Consider the following 21,525-nt stretch of genomic DNA (forward strand, 5'->3'; position numbering starts at 1 on the left):
TGCCGACGGCGGATGCCGGGGATCGTGCGCCGCAGGGGAGAACGCGTCGGATGCTCGCAGGATTCCCTGTCCGGCAGGTGAACGGGTGTCGGGGGTACCGGGCATCATGGGGACATGAACCGCGCGTCGTTGCGCCGCGAGCGCCTTCGTTCGCATCGGCTCACCGCGCGCGCCGCGTCGGTGGTCGAGGCGGCGAGGCACATGCTGGCGGTGCAGAGCCAGGACTTCACCGCCGGGCGATGGGCGCTGGCTGCCCGCACGCGCGGCACCGTCGCCTTGGAGACGGTCGATCGCGCGTTCGATCGCGGCGACCTCGTGCGTGCCTGGACGATGCGCGGCACCCTGCACACGATCCCGGCACGAGATCTGGGGTGGGTGCTGTCGGTCACCGGGGCGCGTCAGTTGGCGGCCGCCGCGACGCGCCATCGGGATCTCGGTATCGACGACGAGCTGCTGCGACGCGCGGCCCGGATCATCGACCCGGTGCTCCGCGATGGCGGCTGTTCCCGCGCCGAGGCCTTCGCGCGATGGTCGGATGCCGGCATCGACCCGCGGGATCAGCGCGGTGTGCATCTGCTCGGAGCTCTCGCGATGCGGGGCGAGATCTGTCAGGGCCCGGTCGTGCCCGCGACGACCTCCGCGGGGATCACCCGCGAACAGCGCTTCGTCGCGACCGAGGCGTGGATCCGTGACTCGGTGCGGCCCGACGATCCGCTCGCCGAACTCTTCGTGCGCTACGTCGACGGCCACGGGCCGGTGCGCGTCGAGGACTTCGCGTGGTGGTCGGGGCTCACCCTCGGGGCGTCGCGCGAGGCCGTGGCCCGCGCGGGCGCCCGCGTGGTCGAGGTCGAGGAGGGCACCTATGCAGCGGTCGCACCACCGCGTCGCTCGCCCGGGGCGCCACGGGTGCAGGTGCTCGGAGCCTTCGACGAGTACTACATCTCCTATGCGGATCGCACGCTCGTGTGCCCGCCCGAGGGGCTGGCCGCGGTAGGTCCGGGCAAGAACGGCATGGTGCGCCCCGTCGTGGTCGTCGACGGCGAGGTGGTCGGGGTGTGGCGTCTGCCGCCGGCATCCGGACGCGGGGGCGGTGAGGCGGTCGTCGAGCTGTTCGCCGCGGGGGAGCGGCCGGCGCTCGATCCGGAGATCGACGAGCAGGTGCGCGCCGCGCTTGCGCGTCATGCGGCGTTCCTCGGTGCCGCGGCCTGATCCGCGGAGCGACCCGCAGATGGACGCCGCGGATCACTCCTCGGCGTGACGCCCGAGGAACTCGTAGACCTCGCTGTCGTCGACGCCGGGGAAGGCGCCACGGGGCAGCGGCGAGAACATGTGGGTGTGCACGCGGGCGCTCGGCCACGACTTGCCGTTCCAGCGCTCCGTCAGCTCCGACGACGGGCGTCGGCAGCACGATTCGTCGGGGCAGTTCGACACCGCGCGATCGGTCGTCTCGCGACCGCGCCACCAGCGTGCGTCGTCGAAGGGGACGCCCACCGTGATCGAGAACTCGCCGTCGGCCGACGACCCGGTCTGGGTCGAGCACCAGAACGTGCCCGACGGAGTGTCGGTGTACTGGTGATGCTCGGTCGTGCGGTTCTGCTGCGTGAAGGCCGCCCGTGCCTGGAACTTTCGGCACACGCGCTGACCCTCGACGGCCCCGGTGACGTCCATGGGCAGGGGCAGGTCGTCGTTCTCGTAGACACGGGTGATCGCGCCGTCGGAGTCCACGCGCAGGAAGTGCAGCGACATGCCCAGGTGCTGGGTGAGCAGGTTGGTCATCCGCATCCCCGCGGCCTCGTGCGTGACACCGAAGGCGTCGCGGAAGTCCTCGACGGCGAGGTTGCGATCCTTCTTGGCCTGCTGCAGGAAGGCGACGGATGCGGTCTCGGGCAGCAGGCAGCACGCACCGAAGTAGTTGATCTCGAGGCGCTGCTGCAGGAAGTCGGCGTAGTCGGTGGGCGGGGTGTGCCCGAGCAGGCGGTGGGCCATCGCCTGCAGCGCCATGGAGCGCAGGCCGTGGCCGCCGGGGATGGAAGCGGGCGGCAGGTAGATGCGCCCGTTCTCGAGGTCGGTGACCGAGCGTGTGGAGTGCGGCAGGTCGTTGACGTAGATGAGCTCGAACCCGAGGCGCTCGGCCATGATGCTCACGGTGCGGTGGCTGAGCGCGCCCTGCACGTGCCCGGCGGCCTTGAGCTGCTTCTCGGCGAGCTTCTCGATGTCGCCGAGGTAGTTGTTCTGCGCCCGCATCCGCAGCCGGAGCTCGGTGTTGGCGCGGCGGGCCTCCTCCGGGGTCGCGATGGCCTCGCGCTCGCGGCGCTGGAGCTCGCGGTGCAGGCCCAGCACCGACTCGATCGTCTCGTCGCTCATGCCCTTCGTCACGCGCACGGGGGAGATGCCGAGCTGGCGGAACACCGGGCTCTCCTGCGCGCGGTCGAGCTCGATCTCGAGAGCCGCGCGGCGGTTCGGCGGCTCGCCCGAGATGAGGTCGGTGACCTCGGTGCCCGTGGCCTGGGCGATGGCCTGCAGCAGCGAGAGTTTCGGCTCGCGCTTGCCGTTCTCGATCAGGCTGAGCTGCGACCCCGCGACGCCCACGAGCGCGCCGAGCTCGTCGAGGGTGAACCCCTGAGCCTGCCGGTGGTGACGGATGCGATGGCCGAGGGTCGTGAGATGGATGCCGGAGGACGCCATTCCTTGATCTTAGACGAAAGAATCGCGATATTTACGAACGGAATCGTCGAAAAGTCCCGAGGAATGCCGAAGAAGATGGGTTCAACGCCCCACACTTCAAAGGAGCAGCCCATGGCCATCGCCGAAGTCTTCACCCCTCGCACCTCGCCCGTCGCCGCCGCGCGCACCTTCGGCGCAGTGCCGGCCTATGACACTCCCGCGATGGCGGAGCTGGTGGCCTGGGTCGACGAGATGGCGGAGCTGACGCAGCCCGATTCCGTGCACTGGGTCGACGGGTCGCGCGCCGAGAACGACTGGCTGCTGCGCGGCCTCGTCTCCGAGGGTAAGCTCATCAAGCTCAACCCCGAGTGGCGTCCCGGCTCGTACCTCGCCCGCTCGCACCCCAGCGACGTCGCCCGCACCGAGGGGCGCACGTTCATCTCCTCCGAGAAGGAGGAGGACGCAGGTCCCACGAACAACTGGGCACCACCCGCCGAGATGCACGAGAAGATGACGGACCTGTTCGCCGGGTCCATGCGCGGACGCACGATGTACGTCGTGCCGTTCTCGATGGGTGCGGTCGGCGGCCCGCTCTCGCACATCGGCGTGCAGATCACCGACAGCGCCTACGCGGTCGCCTCGATCGGCATCATGACCCGCGTCGGCGATGCCGTCACCCGGCAGATCGCCGACGGCGCCCCGTGGGTGCGCACCGCGCACACCGTCGGCGCCCCGCTCGCGCCGGGACAGGCGGATGCCGAGTGGCCGTGCAACGACGAGAAGTACATCGTGCACTTCCCCGACACCCTCGAGGTGTTCTCCTACGGCTCGGGATACGGCGGTAACGCGATCCTCGCCAAGAAGTGCTTCGCGCTGCGCATCGCCTCGGTGATCGCTCGCGACGAGGGCTGGCTCGCCGAGCACATGCTGCTGATCCGCGTGATCGACCCGCAGGGCACGGCCTACCACGTGGCTGCGGCGTTCCCCTCGGCGTGCGGCAAGACGAACCTCGCGATGCTGCGCCCCACGATCCCCGGATGGAAGGTCGAGACGCTGGGCGACGACATCGCGTGGATCCGTCCGGGAGAGGACGGGCGCCTCTGGGCGATCAACCCCGAAGCAGGCTTCTTCGGCGTCGCTCCGGGTACGGGCGAGGCGACCAACGTCACGGCGGTCGAGACGCTGTGGGGCAACACGATCTTCACGAACGTCGCCCTGCGCCCCGACGGCGACGTGTGGTGGGAGGGACTGACCGACACCGCTCCCGCCGAGCTCACCGACTGGGAGGGCAATGCCTGGACGCCGGACTCCGGCCGCCCGGCCGCTCACCCGAACTCCCGTTTCACCGTCTCCGCGGCCCAGTGCCCGCAGATCGCCGAGGACTGGGAGGAGGCCGTGCCGCTCGACGTCATCCTGTTCGGTGGGCGTCGCGCCAGCAACGTCCCTCTCGTCGTCGAGGCGACCGACTGGACCCACGGCGTCTTCCTCGGATCGAACATCTCGTCCGAGCGCACCGCCGCGGCCGAGGGAACCCTCGGCGAGCTGCGCCGCGATCCCTTCGCGATGCTCCCGTTCTGCGGCTACAACATGGGCGACTACTTCGGTCACTGGTTGAAGGTCGGTCGCGGTCTGCGCTTCGATCGTGCGCCGCGCATCTTCCAGGTCAACTGGTTCCGCCGCGGCGAAGACGGGCGCTTCCTGTGGCCCGGGTTCGGTGATAACTCGCGGGTCGTCGACTGGATCATCCGCCGGATCGCCGGCGAGGTGCCGGCCGTCGACAGTCCGATCGGGCGCCTGCCGCGCACGCAGGACCTCAACCTCACGGGGCTCGACATCCCGCAGGCCGACCTCGACGAGCTGTTCGAGGTCGACCCCGCGGCGTGGCGGATCGAGGCCGATCGCACCCAGGAGTTCTACGACACGTTCGGCGACCGGCTTCCGGCCGCCCTGCGTGCCGAACTGGCGTCGCTCCGGTACCGCCTCGAGAAGGCGTAACCGGAGCGCAGGGCCAGGTGCCGGTTCGGGGGAGCCGGCACCTCTGCGGGTCCCCATCGCAGGACGCGCGCACAGACCCGCGACGGCGGGATGTCGGAGACGAACCCATGGCTGAGTGGTCTCCGGTATCCCGCCGTCGCGTCTTTCCGTGCGCGTCGCGCCGTGTGACCGGGTGCAGCGGTCGGATCAGGCGAGCAGCTGGTGGCGGGCGAGGTCGCGGTACAGCGGCGTCGACTCGACGAGCTCCGCGTGCGTGCCCTGACCGACCACCTCGCCGTCCTGCAGCACGACGATGAGGTCGCTGTCCACGACCGTCGAGAGGCGGTGCGCGATCACCACGAGGGTGCGGTCGGTCGAGACGGCGTCGATCGCCTCGCGCATGCGCTGCTCGTTCACGCCGTCGAGCGAGGAGGTCGACTCGTCGAGCAGCAGGATCGGAGCGTCGGTGAGCAGGGCGCGGGCGATCGCGAGTCGCTGGCGCTCGCCGCCCGAGAGCATCACGCCGTCCTCGCCGACCGGTGCCGCAAGGCCCAGGGGGCTGCGCTCGAGCACGTCGCCCAGGTTGACCGCGCGCAGCACCCGTTCGCAGTCCGCATCGGATGCCGCGGGAGAGGCGAGTCGCAGGTTGTCGGCGAGCGTGCCGGCGAGGGTCGGAGCGTCCTGCTCGACGTAGCCGAAGTGCGCGCGCAGCTCGTCGCGAGGGTAGGTGCGCGCGTCGTGCCCGTGCACGCGGATCGATCCGCCCGTCGGGTCGTAGAAGCGCTCGACGAGCGAGAGGATCGTGCTCTTGCCGGCGCCGCTGGGCCCGACGAGAGCGACGCGGGCGCCGCGGGGAACGGCGAACGAGACGCCGCGCAGCACCTCGCGGTCGGGGGCGTCGGCTGCGGGAGTGGTGTCGAGGGTCGTCTCCGGCTTCTCGACGTGGGCGTCTTCGAGCAGCGTCCGGGCGGCCTTCGCCGCCGCCTCGCGCGCAGCGACCACGTTGTCGGGGTAGCGGAAGTGCACGTCGCGGAACTCGATCGCGGGAGCATCCGGTGCCGTCGCGGTGCGCACGATGTCGGCGGCGATCCGCTCGTCGTCCTGCGTCTCGGTCGGCAGGTCGAGCACCTCCTGGATGCGGCCGAGTGCGCCGAGCGCCTGATTGACCGAGGTGATCGCCCCGAACGTCGTCGCGAGCGGCATGACCAGCAGGAAGAGGAACATGATGAACGCGATCAGAGAGGCGATCGAGAGTGCACCGGCGGCGACGCGGAACCCGCCGACGCCGAGCACCACGATCAGCGAGAGCTGGAGGGCGATGCCCGCGACCGGCACCACGAGCGAGGAGATCTTCGCGATCCGCACGCCGATGCCGTAGGCCTCGTCGGCCGTCTGCGACACGGTCGCGGTCTCGCGCTCGGTCGCGCCGGACGCGCGGATCGTGCGGATGGACCCCACCGCGCGCTCGACACCGGAGGCCAGCTCGCCGACCTTCTGCTGCTGCGCGGTCGAGGCCGTGCGGATGCGGCCGCTGAGCGCCACCACGACGACGACGGAGACGCCGATCACCAGCACGATCAGCAGCAGGAGGATCGGGTCGATCACGAGCATCGCCACGAGGGCTCCCACGAAGAGCACGGCGCTGCCGACGGCATCCGCCAGTCCCTGCGTGAGCACGGCGTAGAGCAGGGTCGTGTCGGTGCCGACGCGCGAGACGAGGTCGCCGGTGCGGCGCGCGTCGAACTCCGAGGTCGGCAGGTGCAGGATGCGGGCGATGAGCTTGCGGCGGCTGGAGAGCACGACCGCGGTGCCGGTGCGCTGCAGCAGGTAGTGCTGGAAGCCGGAGATGATCGACGACACGATCACGAATCCGATCAGCAACCACACCAGGATCCCGAGCGTGCCGCCGGACTGCACGGCTTCGATGACCTGCCCGACGAGCAGCGGTTGGACCAGCGAGGTCGCGGCGCCGAAGACGCTGAGTACGGCTACGACGACGAGCGTGCGCTTGTGCTCGAAGAGGAAGGGGAGGAGCTGGCGGAACGTGGCGCGCGGGCCATCCTGCTGCGCGCCGCGTCCGCGTCGGCGCGGTGTCGCCGTCCGGGACATGGAAGACCTCGTTCTGGGAAAAGGGGGGTACTACGACCGTACTTCGTGCAGAGGGCGTCCGCGCTCGCTCAGGATCGCCCGAACCGGCGGTGCGCAGCCTGCTTCGATACGCCGAGGGCGCTGGCGATGGCCTGCCAGGAGTAGCCGCCGTTGCGCGCCCGGCGCACCTGGGCCTCCTCGGCGCGCGAGATCTCGCGGCGGAGTGCCGTGAGACGGTTCAGCTCGGCGAGGGGCTCGCCCTCGGGGTCGGTCGCGATCGCAGTGCGGATGCTCATGCGTCAACGCTAGTTGACTCAGTTTCGAAATGTCAACTCACATTGACGCGTGCGGATCCCCGCTCCCGTCGCAGTTTCTGTCGGCATGCGGCCGCTCAAGCGACGGAGAGTGCGACGGGAACAGCGCCCGGCACGAGAAACGCCCCCGTCACCTCGCGAAGCGAGGGCCGAGGGCGTTTCCGCGGATGCCGTTACGGCTGCGGCGTCGCCGCCACACCGAGGTCGTCCTCGTAGTCGACGTCCTTCGTCTCCTTCGAGAGCACCAGGGCGATGAACGTGAGAACACCCATCGACGAGAGGTACAGACCCACGAGCCACGGGGCGCCGCCGCCCGCCTGCCACAGCCACACCGCGATGAGGGGTGCGACGGCCGCGCCGAGGATCGACGAGACGTTGTACGAGATCGCCGAGCCCGAGTAGCGCACGTTCGTCGGGAAGAGCTCGGGCAGCAGGGCGCCCATCGGGCCGAAAGTGGCGCCCATGAGCATGAAGCCGAACACGAGGAACGCCTGGGCGAGAGCACCGGTGAACTTCGGGTCGACGGCCGGCAGCAGGAATGCGTTGAACGTCAGACCGAAGATGATGATGAGGCCCGTGACCCAGAGCAGCAGCTTGCGGCGGCCGATCTTGTCGGCGATCGGACCCGACAGCAGGGTGAAGATTCCGAAGAACACGACACCGATGATCTGCATGAGCACGAAGTCCGTGTAGCCGAAGCCGAGACCGGGGTAGAACTGGGCGGCGAACGCCGACGCGTCGAAGTCGTTGCCGGCGGCCTCCGCGGCGGCCTGTGCGGCGGCGGATGCCGTCTCGAGCGAGGCCGCCTTCGTGCCGTACGACAGCGTGAAGTTCGTCATCAGGTAGAACAGCACGTACGTCGCCAGCATGAAGAACGTGCCGAGGATGAGCTGCTTCCAGTGGTGGCGGAAGACGGTCGCGAGCGGGAGCTTGCGGATCGTGCCCTTGGTCTCGGCCTTCTTGAAGGTGTCGGACTCGACGAGGCGCAGACGCACCCAGAGGCCGATGATGACCATCACGGCGGAGAACAGGAACGGGATGCGCCAGCCCCACGAGAGGAACGCCTCGGACTTCAGTGCCGGGTTCTCGGCGTGGGGGAGCAGCCAGTTGATGCTGAGGAACAGCAGGTTCGCGATGATGAACCCGAGCGGAGCGCCGAGCTGCGGGAAGGTGCCGTACCAGGCGCGCTTGCCCTTCGGCGCGTTCTCGGTGGCGACCAGGGCCGCCCCCGACCACTCGCCGCCGAGCGCGAAGCCCTGTGCGAGACGCATGATCAGCAGCAGGAGGGCGGCCACCCAGCCGATCTGCTGGAAGGTGGGCAGGAGCCCGATGAGGAACGTCGCGATACCCATCGTGAGCAGCGAGGCGACGAGCGTCGCCTTGCGGCCGTACTTGTCGCCGAAGTGTCCGAAGACCACCGCGCCGATGGGGCGGGCGACCATCGCCGCGCCGAAGACGCCGAACGAGGCGAGGAGGGAGGTGGTGTCGTTGCCGGTCGGGAAGAAGAGGACCGGGAACACGAGCACGGCCGCCGTGGCGTAGGCGTAGAAGTCGTAGAACTCGATGGTCGTGCCGACCAGGCTCGCGGTGATGACACGCGAGCGGGGATTCGCCGGCGCTGTGGTCGTACTCATGCTGCTCCTTAGGAATAAGTGCCTCGGTATACCGAGACACTCGGGCGAGTTTACGCCTTCCTGAGTGTTCGCTGTACGCCGGGCGGGGTCGGAAGGCTCTGTGTGACGCGATGCGTAGAGTCGGGCCGACGAGGGGACATCTGCATGGCGACCGAAATGCCCGTCTACCGGGCCCCGATGCGTTCACGCGATGACGCCGTGCCGCGGGGTGTCGGCGCCGAGCGGGCGCTCGCGCTCGGGATCTGCGGAATCGGCGGCCGGGTGTCGCCGTCGCCGACGACTCTGGAGTCCGCGCTCGCCCGCGCCGACGAGCAGAGCGGCATCCGTTTGGCGTGGAGGATCGAGCGCTTCGCCAAGGCGCCGATCGGGGCCTACGTCTGGACGCGCGACATCGACGGCCTGAGCTACCTCGGGCGGCTCACCGGTCCGTGGGCCTACGACGCCACGGCGGAGGCGCTCGCCGCGGACCTCGTGCACGTGCGCCGCTGCGACTGGATCCGCGAGCCGATCGAGGAGAGCGTCGTCCCCGGCGCCGTGCAGGCCGCCTTCGGTCGTGGCGGACGCAACTGGCAGCGCATCCGTGCCGAGGGCGTCACGCCGCCCACGGCAGCGATCTGGCAGCAGCACCGCGGCGACGTCTGAGCCCTCGGCTTTCGCCGGCTACGGTCACTCCTCGGTGTCGCCCAGGCACAGTCCGCGCACGAACTCCGCACGCGGCGAGAGCAGTTCCTCGAGTTCGAGCACGACGACGCGGTTCACCCCGGCGCGGGTCGCCGGCGCGGGAACGAACAGCGTGCGCTGCGGACCGTTGCGCCAGTAGCGGCCGAGGAAGAACCCGTTCACGAACGCGTATCCCTTGGTCCACGCGCCGGTGTCGAGGAAGAGGTCGGCCGGAGCATCCAGCACGAGGTCACCCGTCCAGGCGTGCGGGCCGTCGCCCGATCGGGGGGCGGTGCGGGTCGCGACCTCGTCGGCGATGGCCTGCACGTCGAGCGGAGTCGAGGTCCAGTCGCCAAGGGGCGCACCATCGAGCATCGGAGCGCCGATCAGGCCCTTCTCCTCGCCGAGACGATGGTCGTAGTTCACGCGACCCTGCTCCTCGACGAGGATGCTGAGGGTGCGACCGGCGGGGATCCGCAGCGCCTGGTCGTGCCGCGTGCGCGACAGGGTGCCGACGGGCTGGCCGTCGACGCTCACCCAGGCGAGGTCGCGCACCTCCTCGACCGTGAGCAGGCCGGGGCCGCTCATCGGAGGAAGGGCGACGTCGTAGCGCACAAGGGCGCTGAGGTGCCCCAACTCATCGAACGTGGCCGGGAGTGGAGCAGGAGAAGCGGATGCCGCGGCGTCCGTCCAGGCGCCGGCGGGCGTGAGTTCGACGCTCGCGACCGGGGCGGATGCCCGGGGCGCGGGCAGCTCGTCGGGAACCGGCGCGTACTTCGCGATCACGTCGCGGAAGGCGAAGAACTTCGCCGTCGGATCGCCGGCCTCGTCGAGCGGGGCGTCGTAGTCGTACGACGTGACGATCGGGAGGTAGCGACCCTTGTGGTTCGCGCCGTTCGTCAGGCCGAAGTTCGTGCCGCCGTGGAACATGTAGATGTTCACCGACGCTCCTGCGGCGAGCAGGGCGTCGAGATCGGATGCCGCGGCATCCACGTCGGTCGTGTGGTGCACCCCGCCCCACCAGTCGAACCATCCGTCCCAGAACTCGGAGCACATGAGGGGCCCGGTGGGCTGGTGCGCGCGCAGGGTCGCGAGACGCTCGGTGCTGCGCGATCCGAACGAGCCGGTCTTGTGGAGCTCGGGCAGGCTGCCATCGGCGAGCATCTGATCGGTGGGCTGATCGACGGTCGTGAGCGGCACCGTGATCCCGGCCTCGCGGGTGAGGGCGACGAGGGCTTCGAGGTAGGCCTTGTCGGAGCCGTAGGCGCCGTACTCGTTCTCGATCTGCACGAGCACGACGGGACCTCCGCGGTCGATCTGCCGCGGGGCGACGATCTCGTACACGCGGCGCAGGTAGGCGCTGATATCGGCGAGGAACGCCGGATCGGAGGAGCGCAGAGCGCGCTCGCCGGCGGTCAGCCAGGTCGGCAGGCCGCCGTTGTGCCACTCGGCGCAGATGTACGGTCCGGGGCGCACGATCGCGTCCATCCCCTCCGCGTGCACGAGGTCGAGGAAGCGGCCGAGGTCGTTCCATCCGGTGGCGTCCCACTCGCCGCGCCGAGGTTCGTGCGCGTTCCAGGCGACGTAGGTCTCGATCGTGTTGAGACCCATCAGGCGCGCCTTGCGGATGCGGTCCTGCCACTGGTCCGGGTGGATGCGGAAGTAGTGCAGGGCGCCGGCGATGACCTGGTGCTTCCGTCCGTCGCGGAGGAAGTCGGTGTCGCCGATGGTGAAGGAGGTCACGATGTGAAGTGCTTTCGGTAGAGAAGTGGCCGGATCGGGTCCCGAGCTCAGGATCGTTCCCTGAGCCTGTCGAAGGGCCCGATCCGGCCACCGTGTTACTTGTTGACGCTGAAGCCCTGCGAGTTGCCGTACTCGACCAGCGCGTCCTGCCAGGCGATGAGGCCCTCGTTCAGGTCGGTGCCGTTCTGGTAGGCCTGGCCGACGGTGTCACCGAAGATGCTGATGCCGTAGACCTGGTAGGGGAGGTAGCTCCAGTCGGGGACCACGTCCTCGGCCGCTGCGGCGAGTACCTCGTTGATCTTCTGGCCGCCGAAGTACTCCGGGGCGTCGGAGAGGAACTCCTCGCTCGACAGCTCGGCGGAGGTCGACGGGAAGCCGCCGCTCTCGAGGAAGAGCGAGATGCTGTCCTCGGAGTTGTTGAGCCACCACAGGAATCCGGCCGCGAGCTCCGGGTTCTCGCTCTGCGTGGTCACGGCCTGGCCGCCGCCGCCGTTCTCGGCGCTGGCGGGGGTGCCGTCGTAGGTCGGCATCGGAGCGACGCGCCAGTCACCGGCGCCGTCGGGCGCACCCGAGATGAGGTTGCCGGGCATCCAGGCGCCGATCACGAGGGTCGCGATGCTGCCGTCGCCGAGGGCGCGGAACCACTCGTCGCTCCAGCTGCTGACCGGGGCGACGAGGTCTTCCTCGACGAGACGGTTCCAGTTCTCGGTCCACTTCTTCGAACCCTCGTCCTGAAGGTCGATCGTGACGTCGGTGCCGTCGGTCGAGAAGGGCTGGCCGCCGGCCTGCCAGATCATCGACGTCGCGAAGCCCGCGTCGCCGGTGTCGTTGGTGATGTACGCGTCGGGGTTCGCGGCGTGGATCGCCTTCGCGGCCTCGTAGTACTCGTCCCACGTGGTCGGCACGGCGATGCCGGCGGCGTCGAACACGGCCTTGTTGTAGAACAGCGCCATGGGGCCCGAGTCCTGGGGGAGGCCGTAGATGGCGTCACCGTCGGTGACCGAGTTCCAGGTCGAGGCGGTGTAGTCGTCCTCGAAGTCGCCGAAGCCGTACTGAGACAGGTCGACGAAGGCATCCGTGAGGGCGAACTGCGGGAAGGCGTAGTACTCGACCTGCACGACGTCGGGAGCACCGGAGCCCGCCTTGATGGCGTTCTGCAGCTTCGTGTACTCGTCGGTGTTGGTGCCGGCATTGACGACGTTGACCTTGACGTTCGGGTACTCGTCCATGAACGCCGCGGCCTGCGCCTCGGCGGAGGGGGTCCACGACCAGTACGTGATCTCGCCGCCCTTCTCGAGCGCGGCCTCGACCGAGTCGAACGATCCGTCGCCGGCGGCGCTGCCGCCTCCGGTGCCTCCGGTGCTGCAGCCGGCCAAGGCGAGAGCCGCGACGGTGCCGGCGGCGAGCACCGTCAGGGTGCGGCGCGCAGCGGGGTGAGGAAGGTGCTTCATTGCTGTGTCCTTTCGGGAGTGCGATCCAGCATCGGATCGACGTTTTCTGCGATGCGAGGTGCGGGAAGAGGGGTGCTTACTGCTTGACGCTTCCCGCGGTGAGACCTGACTGCCAGAACCGCTGCAGCAGCAGGAAGGCGATCACGATCGGGATGATCGTGAGCAGCGAGCCCATGATCACCAGGTTGTAGATCGGCTGGGATCCGGCCCCGATCGCCTGCGAGCTCCACTGGTTCAGGCCCACGGTGAGCGGGTACCAGGCGGGGTCGGAGAGCATGATCAAGGGCAGGAAGTAGTTGTTCCACGTCGCGACGACCGTGAAGAGGGCGACGGTCACGATGCCGGGTGCGAGCAGGCGCATCGAGATCGTGAAGAACGTGCGGAACTCCCCGGCGCCGTCGATGCGAGCGGCTTCCAGCAGTTCGGTCGGCACGGATTCCGAGGCGAACACCCAGATGAGGTAGAGGCCGAACGGGCTGATCAGCGAAGGGATGATGACCGCCCAGGGGGTGTTCGTCAGACCCAGCTCGCTGAAGAGCAGGAAGGTGGGCACCGCGAGCGCCGTGCCGGGCACCGCGACCGCGCCGAGCACGATCGCGAAGACCGCGCGTCGGCCGGGGAAGCGGTACTTCGCCAGGCCGTAGCCGGCCATGGTCGCCAGCAGCGTCGCGCCGCCCGCGCCGACCACGACGTAGAGCAGGGTGTTGCCCAGCCAGCGCAGGAAGATGCCGTCGCGGAACGAGAACGTCGCGACCAGGTTGTCGATGAACGCGAAGTCGTCGGCGAACCAGAGGCCGAACGAGCTGAAGAGGCCCGACTGCGTCTTGGTCGAGCTGAACAGCAGCCAGACGAGCGGCACGAGCGTGTACAGCGCGTACACGACCATCACGATCAGCAGCGTCTTCGACGACCGCGGGTTCATCGGGTCGTTGCGCTTGCGTGTGGAGCGGGCGAGGGGGAGTGCCATCTCAGCGCACCTCCGACTTCGAGCCGCGCAGTTGCACGACGTAGGCGATCACGGCCGTGATGATGCCCATGATGATGGCGATCGTCGCGGCGTAGTTGAACTGCTGGCCCGCGAACGAGAGGTTGTACGCGTACATGTTGGGGGTGAAGTACGTCGTGATCACGTTCGGGGCGAGGGGGCGCAGGATGTTGGGCTCGTTGAAGAGCTGGAAGCTGCCGATGATCGAGAAGATCGTGGCGATGACGAGCGCGCCGCGCACGGAGGGGATCTTGATGGAGAAGATCGTGCGCCAGGCGCCGGCGCCGTCGAGCGAGGCCGCCTCGTACATCTCGGTGGGGATCGTCTTGAGCGAGGAGTAGAAGATCAGCATGTTGTAGCCGACGAACTGCCACGTCACGATGTTTCCGATCGACACGAGGATCCATTCACGGGCGAACGGAGTGATGAGGTCGCTGCCGAGGAAATCGTTGAAGTTCGACGTCAGACCGAACTGGTCGCCGTAGATGTAGCCCCACATGAGCACCGCGACGACGGCGGGGACCGCGTACGGCAGGAAGATCAGGATGCGGAAGAACGAGGCCCCGCGCAGGCGCGCGCTGTCGAGGGCCAGGGCCGCGCCGAGGGCGAGGGCGAGCATGATCGGCACCTGCACGACGAGGAAGATCAGCACTCGGCCGAACGCCTCCCAGAACTGGGGGTCGGTGAGGGCGCGCACGTAGTTGTCGACGCCGACGAACGCGTTGCCACCGATGAGCTTCTCCTGGAAGAAGCTGAGGTACAGGGCGTACGCGAGCGGGGTGAGGAACACCAGCGCGAACACGAGCATGAACGGGCCGACGAAGGCCCATCCCTTCCAGTCGCGCTTCTCGCGGCGGCGGATGCCGGCGGCTCCGGGGGCCGCAATGATTTCAGTCGTCATCGACGAGACCTTCTCCAAGTCCAGGCGCTCACTGCGCCGTGTGTCAACGTCAACATATGCGATCCGCTGCTAGTGTGTCAACGTCAACACATGAATGGATGATCAATCGTGTCCCTGGAATCCTCGACAGAGCAGTCGCCGCGGCGGCGAGACCCCTCGATGGAAGACGTGGCGCGCGAGGCCGGCGTCTCCGGCCAGACCGTCTCCCGGGTGGTGAACGCGCGCGGCTACGTCGGTGCGGCGACCAGGGAGCGCGTCGAGCAGGCGATGCAGCATCTCGGCTATCGGCCCAACAGTGCGGCCAGGGCTCTGCGATCGGGCCGCTTCCGCGCCATCGGCGTGATCATGTTCTCGTTCAGCTCCTATGGGAACCAGCGCACGCTCGACGCGATCGCCGTGCGCGCCTCGCAGATGGGCTACGCGCTCACCCTGATCCCGGTCGAGTCCAGCGCCCGCGAGACCGTGGCGGGCGCGTTCCGCCGTCTCGAGGAGCATGCCGTCGACGGCATCATCATCGTGGTCGAGGCCCACCAGCTCGATGAGGCGGAGGTCGAGATCCCCGACGGGTTGCCGATCGTGCTCGTCGACTCGAACCGCGGCTCGACGCATCCGTTCGTCGACACCGACCAGGCGCAGGGCGCCCGGCTCGCGACCGAGCATCTGCTCGACCTCGGGCACGAGACCGTCTGGCACGTGTCGGGGCCGACCGAGTCCTACTCCGCCGAACGTCGCCGCGAGGCCTGGCGGTCGACGTTGGAGGCGCAGGGTCGCCGGGTTCCCGAGATGATCCCGGGCGACTGGAGCGCTGCCTCCGGCTACCGGGCCGGTGTCGAGTTGCGCGACCGCGACGACGTCACCGCGGTCTTCGCCGCGAACGACCAGATGGCGATCGGCGTGGTGCGCGCGTTCCGCGAAGCAGGCCGAGATATCCCCGGCGACGTCAGCGTGGTCGGATTCGATGGACTGCCCGACGCGGCGCAGATCTGGCCGCCGCTCACGACGGTGCAGCAGCACCCCGAGAGGGTCGGCGCGCTCGCGGTCGACGCGCTGCTCGCGGAACTCGACGGGGGAGAGGTCGCGCAGACGCCCCTCGTCGGCACCGAACTCGTCGTCCGCGAGAGCACGGCACCCCCGCGCCCCGCTCAACTGGGTCCCTGAGCCTGTCGAAGGTTCCCCCGGAACTGGGTCCCTGAGCCTGTCGAAGGACCCCGCCCCGCGATGCGCGACGGCGGCCTGTGGATAACTCCCGCGGGTGCGCTCAGATTCGGGCTACTTTGTGGCGGTGATGTCGACTCGATACCCCGCTGCCACCCTCGCACTCGCCGTGGTCGCCGCCGCCCTCAGCGGCTGCGCACCCGCCCCGGAAGCCACGCCCACCCCGACGCCGGCGTTCGCCAGCGAGGAAGAGGCGTTCGCCGCGGCGGAGGAGGTGTACCGGGAGTACAACGAGGCGGGGAACGCGCGGATCGCGGGAGAGTCGGATCCGGATCCTCAGGACTTCCTCATCGGAGAGGCGCTGGAGGCTGATATCGACGGGATTCGGTTCCTTCAGGAGGAGGGGCTGCGTCTCGTGGGAGTTAATAGCCTCACGTCATTCACAGGAGTCGACGCTTCGGGGCTTGATAGCGAGCCGACCATCAGTGCACGCATTTGCCTGGACGGAAGCGGCCTCCATGTGCGTGACGCGAACGACGCGGACGTGACTCCGCAGGATCGTGAAGAAGTCGTCGCTCAGCTGGTTACCTTCGTGCGGGTCGGCGATCAGCTCAAGATCACGACCGAGTCCGCTGCGTCGGCGGATGAGTGCTGATGAAGACTAAACGGCTCGGTGCTGTGCTTGCGCTTGTATTCATGCTTTCTCTCCACCCTGCGCCTGCGGTCGCAGCGACGCAGGATTGCGCGCCGGCGATCAAGACCGTGGGCCTCTGCGGCTCCACCGACGGCTCGTCCGTGACGGTCACCGGAACCCAGCCGGGCCCGCAGTACCCCGGCTCGTCGTCGAATCCGGGCTCGAACTCCGGTTACTCGACCCCGGGAACGTCCGCTCCCCGCTACTCCCGTCCTCAGCAGAACTACGACACGGATGACTGTCGCGGTGTCTCCGACCTTCGATGCGTGCGGGGCGCAGAACCCGGTCTGACGCCTGAGGCCCCGGCATCCGCCCCCGCCGCCCCGACGATCTCCATCACCGATCTCGTCACCCTCACCCCGGCGACCGCGACGCCGACCGCCGACCCCTCTAATGTCGGCATCGCCGGGCTCCCCACGAACTTCGTCACGACCGCATCGGTGCACACCCGCACCGGCACCCTCTTCGGCGCACCCCTCACCGCCCGCTTCACCCCGGTCGGCTACGACTTCGCCTACGGCGACGGCACCACCGCCCACACCACCACTCCCGGCGCCACCTGGGACACCCTCGACCAACCCCAGTTCACCCCCACCGCCACGAGCCACACCTACACCGACCGCGGCACCTACGGCACCACCGTCACCATCCACTACACCGCCGAGATCGACCTCGGCACCGGGTGGATCCCCCTCACCGGAACCCTCACCATCCCCGGCCCCACCCAACAGATCCGCATCTACGAAGCCCACACCGCCCTCGTCGCCCACACCTGCACCGAACAACCCACCGCCCCCGGCTGCTGAACACGCACCTGCAGGTGCGATGCACACGACGGCGGGCCATCGACGAGCTCACTCTGCCCCAGGTACCGAGCCTCCCGCCGTCTCATCTGCACGGATCGATCACACCCGCACGACGAAACCACCGGATGCTCCGTGCAGACGTGACATCTCCGTGCAGACGTGCTCGCCTCGCGCTCACCTGCAGGGAATGACGACGTCTGCAGGGAAGAATGCCCGATGTCTCCCTGCGCGTGTGCGTTATCCCTGCGAACGGAGGCCAGCCCCGAGGCTGAGCCACACCTGCACGGCTCGATCACACCCGCACGACGAAACCACCGGATGCTCCGTGCAGACGTGACGCCTCCGTGCAAACGAGCACGCGAGGGACGCGAAAGACGCGCCAGACGTCAGTCGCGGGTGGGCTCAGCGCCAGATCGCGGCGATGGCGGCGTTCGCGGCGGTGAGGATTCCGACTAGCCAGAACATCACCGGGGGCACGGATGCTCCGCGCTTCTGCCGCGCGGTGCCGATGCCGAGCAGTGCGCCGATGACGAGCAGCAGCACGAGCTTCACGCCGATCTTGACGTAGTTCAGTTCGTACGAGATGCCCCACGGGGCGGCGAGAGCGAGACCGGCGACCGCGGCGATCGCCATGCCGATGCTCATCAGCCGCGTGAAGACGCGCTTACCGCCGAAAGCCTGCGCCGCCCACGCTCCGAAGAGCACGGCGAAGCCGATCAGGTGGACGAAGAGAACGATGTGGCGCAGGGTCTCATGACCCTCACCGTACGAGTCCGCGCCTTCCCTCCGCTACGAAGGGAAGGCTGGCCTCAGCGCGCTCTCAGCCCCGCAGCTCCTTGATGACGAGGGCGGTGCGCAGCGCGGCATCCGCTGCTTCGGCGCCCTTGTCCTCCTTCGATCCCTCGAGACCCGCACGGTCGAGACCCTGCTGCTCGTCGTCGAGGGTGAGCACGCCGAAGCCGACGGGCTTGCCGGTGTCGAGCGAGACGCGGGTGAGGCCATCGGTCGTCGCCGCCGACACGTACTCGAAGTGCGGGGTGCCGCCGCGGATGATCACGCCGAGCGCGACGACCGCATCCGCACCACCGGCGAAGGCGGCCTGTGCGGCGACGGCGAGTTCGAAGGATCCCGGCACGCGCACGAGGCGGTGCGTGGCCCGCGCCTCGTTCAGCACGCGCTCGGCCCCGGCGATGAGGCCGTTCGTGATCGTGTCGTGCCAGGTGCCGGCGATGATGACGACGTCGAGTCCGCGTCCGTCGATGTTCCCGGTCGTGGGTGCTCCTGCGCCGCTCATGCGTCGTCCTTCCGTCCTGCGAGGGCGGCCTTGAGCTCGTCCTCACCGATGATGTGACCCATGCGGTCACGCTTGGTCTCGAGATACTGGTGGTTGTTGGGTCCGACGCCGACGATGAGCGGCACCTGCTCGACCACGTCGAGGCCGAGCTCGCGCAGCTGATTCACCTTGTCGATGTTGTTCGTCAGCAGGCGCACCTTCGACACGCCGAGATCGGCGAGGATGCCGGCGGCCGCCGCGTATTCGCGGGCATCGGCCGGCAGCCCGAGAGCGAGGTTCGCGTCGACGGTGTCGAGCCCCTCCTCCTGCAGGCTGTATGCCCGGAGCTTGTTGATGAGCCCGATGCCGCGTCCCTCGTGACCGCGCATGTAGATGACGATGCCGCCGTCCTGCTCGATCGCGTCGAGCGCGGCGTCGAGCTGGGGGCCGCACTCGCACTTGAGCGAACCGAAGGCTTCGCCGGTCAGGCACTCGGAGTGCACGCGCACGAGCGAGGTCTCCTGCGGTTCGCCCGAGACGACGGCGATGTGGTCGGTGCCGGTGACGCGGTCCTTGTAGGCGAGGAACCGGAAGGTTCCGTGCGTGGTCGGCACGGTCGCATCGGCGCGCAGGCTCACGCGGCGGTTGCGCACCGGGCCGTTGTCGCCCTGCGGGTCGATCTCGTTGAGGTGGTCGATCAGCTGCTCGATCGTGATGACGGGCACACCGTCGCGGGCACCGAGCTCGAGGAGCCCCGGCATCCGCATCATGCTGCCGTCCTCGGCGACGACCTCGGCGATCGCCCCCACCGGCTGCAGTCCCGCGAGGCGCATGAGATCGACGGCGGCCTCGGTGTGGCCGCTGCGCTCGCGCACCCCGCCGTCGACCGCGCGCAGCGGCAGCACGTGGCCCGGGCGGATGATGCTCGTGGCGGTCGATTCGGGGTTCGCGAGCACGTTGAGCGTGTGCGCGCGGTCGTGCGCGCTGATACCGGTCGTGACGCCCTCGGCGGCATCGACGCTCACCGTGTACGCCGTGGCGCGCGCGTCTTCGCTCGCGGCGACCATCGGCTGCAGGTTGAGGTCGTCGGCGCGGTCGGCGGGCATCGGCGCGCAGATGAATCCGGACGACCAGCGCACGGTCCACGCGACCCACTCGGGGGTGGCGAGCTCTGCCGAGAGGATGACGTCGCCCTCGTTCTCACGGTTCTCGTCGTCGGCGACGAGGACGGGGCGCCCGGCGCGCAGGGCGTCGAGCGCGTCGGCGATCGTGGAAAGGCTCATCGCGAGCCTCCTTCCGGTGCGGTCCGGAACGCGAGCAGGCGCTCGACGTGCCGGGCGAGGATGTCGGTCTCGAGGTTGACGCGGTCGCCGACGGCGCGGGTGCCGAGGGTCGTCGCGGTGAGCGTCTCGGGGATCAGGGAGATCTCGAACCACTGCTGCTCGTCGGGTCCTGAGCCTGACGGAGGAGGGTCGCTGACCGCGCTGACGGTGAGCGAGGTGCCGTCGACCGAGATCGATCCCTTGTCGACGACGAGCGGGGCGAGGTCGGCGGGAAGGCCGATGCGCAGCACGCTCCACTGCGCTCCGGGCCGCACCTCGAGAACCGTGCCGACGCCGTCGACGTGCCCCTGCACGATGTGCCCGCCCAGGCGCGCGCCGACGGGCATCGCCTTCTCGATGTTGACGCGGGTGCCGACGGCGGCATCGCCGAGCGCCGCGACGTCGAGGGTCTGCTTCATGACGTCGGCGTCGAAGGAATCCGCATCCGAGGCGACCACGGTCAGGCACACGCCCGAGACGGCGATCGACTCGCCGTGCACGGCGTCGGCGGCGGCCTTCGGAGCGCGCACGGTCAGACGCCAGCCGTCACCCGACGGCGAGATGGCGGTGATCTCGCCGATCTCCTCGATGATCCCGGTGAACATCAGACGGCTCCTTCGGTCGACGCGGTGGGGAGAGAAGCGGGATGGGCGATCGCGAGCAGATCGGCGCCGAGGGGCAGCCACTCGTCGATCGTCAGGCGGTGCGCCTCGCCGATGGACGAGACGCCGATGTCGGTGAGGGCGAGGCGGCTTCCGCCCAGCAGCACGGGGGCGATGTAGGCGAGCACGCGATCGGCCAACCCCGCCGCCACGAACGCACTCGCGAGGGTCGGCCCGCCCTCGACGAAGACGCTCTGGATGCCGCGGCCGTGCAGGTCGGCGAGCACCGCGTGCAGGTCGTGTCCGTCGAAGAAGAGGGGAGTGTGCGGATGCCGGCGCACCGCCGCATCCGCCGGAGTGGGGCGCGAGCCGATGACCACCGGGACGGGCTGGTCGGGGAGGAGCGCGTCTCCGTCGCGAGCGGTGAGCGAGGGGTCGTCGGCCAGCACGGTGCCGGTGCCGACGACGATGGCATCGGATGCCGCGCGGCGGCGGTGCACATCGGCACGGGCAGCGGGACCGGTGATCCACTGGCTCGATCCGTCGTCGGCTGCGGCGCGTCCGTCGAGGCTCTGCGCCCACTTCACGGTGACGTGGGGGCGGCCGAGGCGCTGCGCGGTGAGCCATCCCTCGATCACGGCGTGCGCGGCATCCGCCTGCTCGCCGGCCTCGACGCTGACGCCCGCGGCCCGCAGCCGTTCGGCGCCTCCGCCCGACACGGCGCCGGGATCGTCGAGCGCGTAGACGACGCGGCTCACGCCGGCCTCGATCAGGGCGAGCGCGCAGGGACCGGTGCGTCCGGTGTGGTTGCAGGGTTCGAGGGTCACGACCGCCGTCGCGCCGCGGGCTGCGCCGGGGGCGAGCTTCGACAGCGCGTCGACCTCGGCGTGCGGGGTGCCGGCGCCGTGGTGCCATCCCTCGGCGAGGATCGTGCCGTCGGGGGAGAGGATGACCGCGCCGACCTGCGGGTTCACGCCGCGGGGGCCGAGCGCCGCGAGCGCGAGAGCACGGCTCATCGCCTCGCGCTCTGTCTCGTTCACTGCCATCCGTCGTCCTTCTCTGAAGGCTCCGGGGGAGGCGGACGGCGCGCACGGCGGCGCATCGTGCTGCCTCCCTTCCGGACTAGCGGGATCTCTCCCGCATCACCGTCGGTCCCGGATTTCCACCGGATCGGCACCTCGGTCGAAACCGAGACGCTCGCGGACTGTCACCGCCGGTTCGGATTCCCACCGACCCCGGAGCACGTTGATGTTCTGAGT

19 protein-coding genes and 1 riboswitch are annotated in these 21,525 nt (G+C 69.3%); of the genes, 6 read left to right on the forward strand and 13 right to left on the reverse strand.

Going from position 1 to position 21,525, the window contains the following annotated elements; all coding sequences use genetic code 11:
- Positions 1–114: 114 nt before the first annotated feature.
- Entirely contained in the window at positions 115–1,209 is a 1,095-nt protein-coding gene (locus tag KV396_RS11425; RefSeq protein ID WP_247955792.1) for a winged helix DNA-binding domain-containing protein, read from the forward strand.
- A gap of 33 nt (positions 1,210–1,242) precedes the next feature.
- Here the strand turns inward: KV396_RS11425 and KV396_RS11430 are convergent, their stop codons facing one another.
- Entirely contained in the window at positions 1,243–2,685 is a 1,443-nt protein-coding gene (locus KV396_RS11430) for an XRE family transcriptional regulator (protein WP_247955793.1), read from the reverse strand.
- Between the two features lie 111 nt (positions 2,686–2,796).
- Here KV396_RS11430 and KV396_RS11435 point away from each other — a divergent pair, with 111 nt between their 5' ends.
- Positions 2,797–4,659 (forward strand): phosphoenolpyruvate carboxykinase (GTP), encoded by a 1,863-nt coding sequence (locus KV396_RS11435; protein ID WP_247955794.1) that lies wholly within the window; start codon positions 2,797–2,799, stop codon positions 4,657–4,659.
- Positions 4,660–4,845: 186 nt separating this feature from the next.
- Here the strand turns inward: KV396_RS11435 and KV396_RS11440 are convergent, their stop codons facing one another.
- From KV396_RS11440 to KV396_RS11450, 3 genes are all read right to left on the reverse strand, one after another.
- A complete protein-coding gene (locus tag KV396_RS11440) occupies positions 4,846–6,747 on the reverse strand; it encodes an ABC transporter ATP-binding protein (protein ID WP_247955795.1) in 1,902 nt (633 codons plus the stop codon).
- A 68-nt stretch (positions 6,748–6,815) separates the two neighbouring features.
- Positions 6,816–7,022, reverse strand: coding sequence for an AsnC family protein (locus KV396_RS11445; RefSeq protein ID WP_247623060.1), 207 nt, complete (start codon positions 7,020–7,022; stop codon positions 6,816–6,818).
- 191 nt (positions 7,023–7,213) lie between these two features.
- Positions 7,214–8,674 carry an MFS transporter gene (locus KV396_RS11450; RefSeq protein WP_247623058.1) on the reverse strand — a complete coding sequence of 487 codons (1,461 nt, stop codon included), beginning with the start codon at positions 8,672–8,674 and terminating at the stop codon, positions 7,214–7,216.
- A 144-nt stretch (positions 8,675–8,818) separates the two neighbouring features.
- Between KV396_RS11450 and KV396_RS11455 the strand changes: the two genes are divergently transcribed.
- Positions 8,819–9,316: a GAF domain-containing protein gene (locus KV396_RS11455; RefSeq protein ID WP_247955796.1), complete on the forward strand. Its 498-nt coding sequence runs from the start codon at positions 8,819–8,821 to the stop codon at positions 9,314–9,316.
- A gap of 24 nt (positions 9,317–9,340) precedes the next feature.
- Here the strand turns inward: KV396_RS11455 and KV396_RS11460 are convergent, their stop codons facing one another.
- The 4 genes from KV396_RS11460 to KV396_RS11475 form a co-directional block, all read right to left on the reverse strand.
- Complete coding sequence (locus tag KV396_RS11460; RefSeq protein ID WP_247955797.1) at positions 9,341–11,077, reverse strand: glycoside hydrolase family 35 protein; 1,737 nt, start codon at positions 11,075–11,077, stop codon at positions 9,341–9,343.
- A gap of 95 nt (positions 11,078–11,172) precedes the next feature.
- Positions 11,173–12,528, reverse strand: coding sequence for an ABC transporter substrate-binding protein (locus KV396_RS11465; protein WP_247955798.1), 1,356 nt, complete (start codon positions 12,526–12,528; stop codon positions 11,173–11,175).
- 76 nt (positions 12,529–12,604) lie between these two features.
- A complete protein-coding gene (locus tag KV396_RS11470) occupies positions 12,605–13,450 on the reverse strand; it encodes a carbohydrate ABC transporter permease (RefSeq protein WP_247624713.1) in 846 nt (281 codons plus the stop codon).
- Positions 13,451–13,496: 46 nt separating this feature from the next.
- Positions 13,497–14,414 carry a carbohydrate ABC transporter permease gene (locus KV396_RS11475; protein WP_247623054.1) on the reverse strand — a complete coding sequence of 306 codons (918 nt, stop codon included), beginning with the start codon at positions 14,412–14,414 and terminating at the stop codon, positions 13,497–13,499.
- Between the two features lie 159 nt (positions 14,415–14,573).
- Between KV396_RS11475 and KV396_RS11480 the strand changes: the two genes are divergently transcribed.
- The 3 genes from KV396_RS11480 (at position 14,574) to KV396_RS11490 (ending at position 17,069) form a co-directional block, all read left to right on the forward strand.
- Positions 14,574–15,572 (forward strand): LacI family DNA-binding transcriptional regulator, encoded by a 999-nt coding sequence (locus KV396_RS11480; protein WP_247957591.1) that lies wholly within the window; start codon positions 14,574–14,576, stop codon positions 15,570–15,572.
- 166 nt (positions 15,573–15,738) lie between these two features.
- Positions 15,739–16,224, forward strand: coding sequence for a hypothetical protein (locus KV396_RS11485; protein WP_247955799.1), 486 nt, complete (start codon positions 15,739–15,741; stop codon positions 16,222–16,224).
- A 41-nt stretch (positions 16,225–16,265) separates the two neighbouring features.
- Positions 16,266–17,069: a hypothetical protein gene (locus KV396_RS11490; protein ID WP_247955800.1), complete on the forward strand. Its 804-nt coding sequence runs from the start codon at positions 16,266–16,268 to the stop codon at positions 17,067–17,069.
- Positions 17,070–17,471: 402 nt separating this feature from the next.
- Here the strand turns inward: KV396_RS11490 and KV396_RS11495 are convergent, their stop codons facing one another.
- From KV396_RS11495 to ribD, 5 genes are all read right to left on the reverse strand, one after another.
- Positions 17,472–17,774: a Fe-S protein gene (locus KV396_RS11495; protein WP_247955801.1), complete on the reverse strand. Its 303-nt coding sequence runs from the start codon at positions 17,772–17,774 to the stop codon at positions 17,472–17,474.
- Between the two features lie 115 nt (positions 17,775–17,889).
- Positions 17,890–18,363 carry a 6,7-dimethyl-8-ribityllumazine synthase gene (gene ribH / locus KV396_RS11500; RefSeq protein ID WP_247623052.1) on the reverse strand — a complete coding sequence of 158 codons (474 nt, stop codon included), beginning with the start codon at positions 18,361–18,363 and terminating at the stop codon, positions 17,890–17,892.
- Positions 18,360–19,625: a GTP cyclohydrolase II gene (gene ribA, locus KV396_RS11505; RefSeq protein ID WP_247623051.1), complete on the reverse strand. Its 1,266-nt coding sequence runs from the start codon at positions 19,623–19,625 to the stop codon at positions 18,360–18,362. The genes ribH and ribA overlap by 4 nt, the downstream gene beginning before the upstream one ends.
- On the reverse strand, positions 19,622–20,269 hold the full coding sequence (locus tag KV396_RS11510) for a riboflavin synthase (RefSeq protein ID WP_247955802.1): 648 nt from the start codon (positions 20,267–20,269) through the stop codon (positions 19,622–19,624). The genes ribA and KV396_RS11510 overlap by 4 nt, the downstream gene beginning before the upstream one ends.
- Positions 20,269–21,312: a bifunctional diaminohydroxyphosphoribosylaminopyrimidine deaminase/5-amino-6-(5-phosphoribosylamino)uracil reductase RibD gene (gene ribD / locus KV396_RS11515; protein ID WP_247955803.1), complete on the reverse strand. Its 1,044-nt coding sequence runs from the start codon at positions 21,310–21,312 to the stop codon at positions 20,269–20,271. Before ribD ends, KV396_RS11510 begins: the two co-directional genes overlap by 1 nt.
- Before the next feature lie 54 nt (positions 21,313–21,366).
- Positions 21,367–21,513, reverse strand: a riboswitch (FMN riboswitch).
- Positions 21,514–21,525: the final 12 nt, after the last annotated feature.

The organism is Microbacterium galbinum, assembly GCF_023101185.1.
Taxonomy (GTDB): domain Bacteria; phylum Actinomycetota; class Actinomycetes; order Actinomycetales; family Microbacteriaceae; genus Microbacterium; species Microbacterium galbinum.